This window comes from Tahibacter caeni (assembly GCF_024609805.1).
Classification (GTDB): Bacteria; Pseudomonadota; Gammaproteobacteria; order Xanthomonadales; family Rhodanobacteraceae; genus Tahibacter; species Tahibacter caeni.
The window spans coordinates 1-5,085 of the sequence record NZ_JANFVR010000333.1; the positions used below are offsets into that span (position 1 = coordinate 1).

At 70.3% G+C, this 5,085-nt stretch carries 5 protein-coding genes; 3 read left to right on the forward strand and 2 right to left on the reverse strand.

The window, feature by feature from the left end; genetic code table 11:
• Positions 1–936, reverse strand: a 936-nt coding sequence (locus NON22_RS20045) for a sigma-54-dependent Fis family transcriptional regulator (protein WP_257388748.1), incomplete at its 3' end; no start/stop codon positions are given.
• 326 nt (positions 937–1,262) lie between these two features.
• Here NON22_RS20045 and adh point away from each other — a divergent pair.
• The 3 genes from adh (at position 1,263) to NON22_RS20060 (ending at position 4,101) form a co-directional block, all read left to right on the forward strand.
• On the forward strand, positions 1,263–2,792 hold the full coding sequence (gene adh, locus NON22_RS20050; RefSeq protein ID WP_257388749.1) for an aldehyde dehydrogenase: 1,530 nt from the start codon (positions 1,263–1,265) through the stop codon (positions 2,790–2,792).
• A gap of 121 nt (positions 2,793–2,913) precedes the next feature.
• A complete protein-coding gene (locus NON22_RS20055; RefSeq protein WP_257388751.1) occupies positions 2,914–3,291 on the forward strand; it encodes a DUF779 domain-containing protein in 378 nt (125 codons plus the stop codon).
• Positions 3,292–3,603: 312 nt separating this feature from the next.
• A complete protein-coding gene (locus tag NON22_RS20060) occupies positions 3,604–4,101 on the forward strand; it encodes a helix-turn-helix domain-containing protein (RefSeq protein ID WP_257388752.1) in 498 nt (165 codons plus the stop codon).
• Positions 4,102–4,113: 12 nt separating this feature from the next.
• On the opposite strand, the gene NON22_RS20065 is transcribed toward NON22_RS20060, so the two are convergent.
• Positions 4,114–5,085: amidohydrolase family protein (locus tag NON22_RS20065; protein WP_257388753.1), on the reverse strand; the 972-nt coding region annotated here is incomplete at its 5' end.

Sequence of the window (5,085 nt, forward strand, 5' to 3'; positions counted from 1 at the left end):
CGGCCGCGACACGGTGCGTGCCGGCCGCGCCGCACCGGCGGCGGCGTCCTGCACGCGGCCGTACAGCGCCAGGCCGTGACGGTCGAGCAGCACGCCGTCGTCGCGCAGGCGCGTGAGCGTGTCGTCGAACAGCGCGGCGAACTCGACACGCCCGAGTTCGCCGCGCGCGAGGCCGAACAGGCGCAGGCCGGCGTCGTTGGCCGCGACGAGACGGCCCTGGCGGAACGCGAGCAATCCTTCGCGCGGCGAGCCGAGCAGGCCCGGATCGCGATGCAGGCGCAGCAGCTCGCAGCCGGCCAGGCCGGCGTCGAAATAGCGGTGCTCGATCGCCGCGACCGCATGCCGCGCGAGGCCCAGCGCATGCACCGGCGGCACTGCCGCGTCGCCGCTGATGTCGAGCACGCCGACGACGCGGCCGTAGGGGTCGTGCACCGGCACCGACGAGCAGTTGAGCACGCGGTGCGGCGCGAGATAGTGCTCGCCGCCGCGCACCTCGACCGAGCGCCGCTCGACGATCGCCGTGCCGATCGCGTTCGTGCCGATGCGGCTTTCGTTCCAGCAGGTGCCCGGCATCAGCGCGACGCGGCCGGCCTTGTCGAGGAACTGCGGGTGGCCTTCGGCGTCGAGGATCCAGCCTTCCTCGTCGGTCAGGATCACGATGCTGCCGCTGGCCGCGGCGTCGGCGGCCAGCGCCTCGAGTTCCGCGCGGGCCAGGCGCCAGAGCGTCTCGTGGCGTTCGCGCATCTCGCGCAGCTGCGCCTGCGGCACCGGCTCGATGGCGGGCAGGCGTTCGGAGGCCAGGCCGAGGCGCTGGCAGCGGCGCCAGGACTGCAGGATGGTCTCGGTCACGCGGCCGACCGGCAGGCCGCCGCGCTCGAAGAATTCGCGCCGCGCCACGCCGAGGTCGGCGGTCGCGGCCGGCGGACGGCCGGTCATTGCTGGCTCCAGTGTCGCAATTTGCGACAGCGTCTCGTTGCCCCGTCCCGATAAACAGCACAGTCGCGCGACAGTCGCAATCGCCGGCCGTCGTGCGTTGCAGCAAACCGCGTCGCGGCGGCGGTCGTCGCCGGTCCGGGAGGCCGCCGCAGCGCCGGCACGTCGATCCGCGCCCGTCCGCCCGACCTCGCCGGCGGCGATGCCGCGGCGCAGCAGCCGATTCCTGGCATCGCGCTTGCGCTGTCTCCGCCGCAGGCCGCCGAGCGTGGCCGCGTCCTTTTCACCGACCGTTCCGCGCGACGCCGCGGAGCCCACAGGAGACCGCCATGAATGCCGTGACCCCCCTGAAGCCCTATGCGACCGATCCCTCGTCGATCTTCAAGCAGCGCTATGCCAACTATATCGGTGGCCAGTGGCGCGAGCCGCTGAGCGGCGAGTATTTCGACAACCTGACGCCGGTGACCGGCCAGGTGTTCACGCGGATCCCGCGCTCGAACAGGGACGACATCGAGGCCGCGCTCGACGCCGCGCATGCGGCGCGCGAGTCCTGGGGACGCACGGCGGCCGGCGAGCGCGCGAACATTCTCAACCGCATCGCCGACCGCATGGAGCAGAACCTCGAGCTGCTGGCCTACGCGGAGACCTGGGACAACGGCAAGCCGATCCGCGAGACGCTGAACGCCGACATCCCGCTCGCGGTCGATCATTTCCGCTATTTCGCCGCGGCCGTGCGCACGCAGGAAGGCAGCATCGGCGAGATCGACCACGACACCATCGCCTACCATTTTCACGAACCGCTCGGCGTGGTCGGCCAGATCATCCCGTGGAATTTCCCGCTGCTGATGGCGACCTGGAAACTCGCGCCGGCGCTGGCCGCCGGCAACTGCGTCGTGCTCAAGCCGGCCGAGCAGACGCCGGCCAGCATCCTCGTGCTGCTCGAGCTGATCGGCGACCTGCTGCCGCCGGGCGTGCTCAACGTCGTCAACGGCTTCGGCCTCGAAGCCGGCAAGCCGCTCGCGTCGAGCCCGCGCATTGCGAAGATCGCGTTCACCGGCGAAACGACGACGGGCCGGCTGATCATGCAGTACGCGAGCCAGAACCTGATCCCGGTAACCCTGGAGCTCGGCGGCAAGTCGCCGAACATCTTCTTCGCCGACGTCATGGCCGAGGACGACGATTTCCTCGACAAGGCCGTCGAGGGTTTCGTGCTGTTCGCGTTCAACCAGGGCGAAGTCTGCACCTGTCCGTCGCGCGCGCTGATCCAGGAATCGATCTACGAGCGCTTCATGGAGCGCGTGATCGCGCGCGTCGCGGCGATCAGGCAGGGCGACCCGCTCGATCCGAACACCATGGTCGGCGCGCAAGCCTCGGGCGAGCAGCTCGAGAAGATCCTGAGCTACATTGACATCGGCCGACAGGAGGGCGCCGAAGTGCTGATCGGCGGCGAGCGCAACGTGCTGCCCGGCGCGCTGGCCGGCGGCTACTACGTCAAGCCGACCGTGTTCAAGGGGCGCAACACGATGCGCATTTTCCAGGAGGAGATTTTCGGACCCGTGGTCTCGGTCACGACGTTCAGGGACGAGGCCGAGGCGCTGCAGATCGCCAACGACACCCTGTACGGCCTCGGCGCCGGCGTCTGGAGCCGCGACGCGGCGCGGCTCTACCGCGTCGGCCGCGCGATACAGGCCGGGCGCGTCTGGACCAACTGCTACCACGCCTATCCGGCGCATGCGGCGTTCGGCGGCTACAAGCAGTCGGGCATCGGCCGCGAGAACCACAAGATGATGCTGGACCATTACCAGCAGACCAAGAACCTGCTCGTGAGCTATTCGCCGAAAGCGCTGGGCTTCTTCTGACGCGACGGCACCGCGTGCCCGGACCGTGCTGCCGAAGGCGCGGCCCGGCGCCGGCTACGGCCGCTCTCTGTGGCGGGGAGCGGCCGGACGCCGCTGCGCACGATCGATTCCGGAGAACCGCATGAGCGCATTGCCGCTGCAAGTCACCGCGACCCCTGCTGCGCTGCAGCTGATCGAACGCCTGCGCGCGCGTCACGGCGCCCTGCTGTTCCATCAGTCCGGCGGCTGCTGCGACGGTTCGTCGCCGATGTGCTATCCGGCCGGCGAGTTCCTCGTCGGTGACGGCGACGTGCGTCTCGGCGAAATCGGCGGCGCGGATTTCTACATCAGCGCCGCGCAGTTCGCCTACTGGAAACACACCCAGCTGCTGATCGACGTCGTGTCCGGCCGCGGCGGCATGTTCTCGCTCGACAACGGCGAGGGGCTGCGCTTCCTCGTGCGCTCGCGCCTGTTCGACGACGCCGAATTCGACGCGCTGCGCGCGGCCGGCCGCGTCTGAGTCCGCGCGCGCCGCGATCGGCGACCAAACCCGACGCCGCCGTTAGGCGGCAATCCGGCGGCGCGAAAGCGGCGCCGCTCCCGGAAAGAGCGGCCAATCGGCGCGTCGGCGCGTAAAAATCGGCCGAATGTCAATAGTCCAGTTTCGCGTCGTGTTGCAAAGCGCGATCGATTGCTCAAAGCACGCGCCGAATGCGAGACATTCACGTCCCGGCACGTTTACTATCAGGTGTTTCCATCCGCCACCGGGACTGCCATGCCGAACATCGCGACAGCTTTCAGGGATGAAATTTCCCGCCTCTGCCGCAAGGAAATGCGCAAGCATCTGGAGCCGCTGCGCAAGGCTTCCGCGGCGTATCGCAAGGAAATCGCCGCGCTCAAGCGCAAACTGCAGGAATCGGAACGCCGCGTCGGCGCACTGGCCAAGCGCGGCGGCAAGACGGGCAAGGAAGAGACGGCTGAAGCGCTGCCCGACAAGCAGACGCGCTTCGTGCCGAAGGGACTCAAGTCGCTGCGCATCCGCCTGGGACTGTCGGCCGCGGAACTGGCCAGCCTGCTCGGCGTGACGGGACAGTCGGTCTACAACTGGGAACAGAAGAAATCCACGCCGCGCGCGGCCCAGCTGAGTCAGCTCGCCGAGCTGCGCAAGCTCGGCAAGAAGGCCGTGCGTGCGCGGCTCGAAGGCGGGGCCGAGGCCGCGACCGACGAAGCAGCGCCCAAGCGCTCGCGCAAGCCGCGCAAGCCGGCCGAGCCGAAGGCGTCGCGGCCGCGGCGTTCGCGCAAGGCTGCCGAAGCCGCCGTCGAAGCCTGATCCCGCGGCGGCTCAACGCGCCGCATCGACTGCGCGTAGCGCCGGCTCCAACGCCGCGTTGCGCGCGGTCAGCTCGGCGAGCTCCGCGTCGATCCGCGCGATCGGCAGCCAGCGGCCGCCGGCGAACACGCCGGCGATCCGGGCCGTATTGCCGATGTCGGCCAGCGGGTCGGCGTCGAGCAGCACGAGATCGGCGCGCTGTCCGCGGCGCACGGCGCCGCTGCCGTCCGCACCCGCGAACAGACGCCGCGCGTGGATCGAGGCGGCGCGCAGCACCTCGAGCGGACTCAGTCCGATCGCGCGCAGTTCCTGCATTTCCTGCTGCAGCGACACGCCGTAGGCCAGGCCCGGCAGCGTCGCGTCGGTGCCGGTCGTCAGCGGCACGCCGCGTTTCCAAAGCGCGCGCGTCAGCACCCGTGCGAAATCGTAAGCGGCCGGCAGCCGCTCCAGACCCGGCTGGGCGCGGAACCCGGCACTGAGATAGCGGTTGTGCGGCGGCTGCCAGCCGCGCCGTGTCAGCGGATCGACGAGGCCGTCCCAGCCCGCCGGCACGGCCGGCGCCTGCCGCTGCGTGTACATGTGCACGATGGTCTTCAAGGTGATCAGGGTCGGCGTCACGCCGCTGCGCGCGCGGACCACGGCATCGGCCAGCGCGTCCACGTCGGCGGCGGAAAGGTCGTCGGCCTGCGCATAGCGCGCGAGTTCTTCGGCGTGCGCGATGTTGCTCATCGGATGCGCGAACGCGAACGCGCGGTCGGCGCAGGCGGTGCAGCCGAGCTCGGGCAGGTGGCCGCTGGTCGGCAGATCGAGCTCGCGCGCCGTGTCGACGACGGCGCGATAGGTTTCGCGCTCGAGGAACTGGTACGGCTTGATGAAATCGTAGCCGCGCCGTTTGGCGTCGCGCACCGCGGCGACGGCGTCGGCCGGCGTGCCGGGCGCCTCGGGTGTCGACGCCGGCGGCGGCGTTCCGGGCGCCTCGGCGAG

Bases quoted from the DNA above. Each gene is read 5' to 3' on its own strand.
- adh (WP_257388749.1), top strand. From the start codon at position 1,263: ATGAATGCCGTGACCCCCCTGAAGCCCTATGCGACCGATCCCTCGTCG.
- NON22_RS20055 (WP_257388751.1), top strand. From the start codon at position 2,914: ATGAGCGCATTGCCGCTGCAAGTCACCGCGACCCCTGCTGCGCTGCAG.
- NON22_RS20060 (WP_257388752.1), top strand. From the start codon at position 3,604: ATGCGCAAGCATCTGGAGCCGCTGCGCAAGGCTTCCGCGGCGTATCGC.